The sequence below is a fragment of the Paraeggerthella hominis genome, assembly GCF_021044775.1.
GTDB lineage: Bacteria > Actinomycetota > Coriobacteriia > Coriobacteriales > Eggerthellaceae > Paraeggerthella > Paraeggerthella hominis.
Genome location: NZ_JAJNOQ010000027.1, coordinates 1 through 856 on the forward strand (window position 1 = coordinate 1; position 856 = coordinate 856).

Annotated in this window: 1 protein-coding gene; it reads left to right on the plus strand. The window is 73.8% G+C overall.

Annotation, left to right across the window (positions count from 1 at the left end; genetic code table 11):
- Nucleotides 1–86: 86 nt before the first annotated feature.
- On the plus strand, nt 87–856 hold a 770-nt coding region (locus tag LQE90_RS12310), incomplete at its 3' end, for a transposase (RefSeq protein ID WP_216530031.1).

Here is an 856-nt window from a genome sequence, read left to right on the forward strand (position 1 = left end):
GCGAGCAGCGCCGCTGCCCCGTATGCGGCAGGGCCTGCGACTTCTACGACATGGCGAACCGCGGGGCCCCCAGGCTGTGGAGGGCGATGGACCTGGCGCGCTCGGCCTGCTACCTGGAGTACGCGCCCTGCAGGGTGCGCTGCCCGGAGCACGGCGTGCGCACCGAGGCCGTCCCCTGGGCGCGGCACGGGGCGCGCTTCACGCGCGACTTCGAGGACTGGGTGGCGTGGCTGGCGGTCCGCTGCACCGCCTCGGCGGTCTCCGAGCTCGCCCGCGTCGAGTGGCACGGCGTGGGCGGCGTGTGCAGGCGCGTCTACGCCGAGCTGGAGGCCGCGCGCGGCGCCTCGAGGTTCGACGGCGTGCGCCGCATCGGCATCGACGAGACGTCGTACAAGAAGGGCCACAAGTACGTCACGGTGGTCGTCGGCCACGACCGCGGCTGCCTCATCTGGGCGCACGAGGGCACCGGCAAGGACGTGCTCAACCTGTTCCTCGACGGGCTCGCGCGCGAGCAGAGGCGCGCCATGGAGGTGGTGGCCGCCGACGGCGCGAGGCGGATAGGGCAGCTGGTCAAGCGCCGCTGCCCCAACGCGAGGTGGGTCATGGACCCCTTCCACGTGGTCCAGTGGATGAACGGCGCGCTCGACGCCGTGCGCTGCGGGGAGTGGAACGCCGCCAGGGCCGCCGCCAGGGCCGCCAGGCCCAGGCCCGAGGGCAAGCGCGGCAGGCCTGCCAAAGGCGAGCTGCCGCCCGAGGAGGTCAGGGCGCTCGAGGAGGAGGCGGCCTCCATCAAGGGCAGCCGCTACGCGCTCGTGAAGAACCCCGAGGACCTCACCGACGGCCAGAGGGCGAGGCT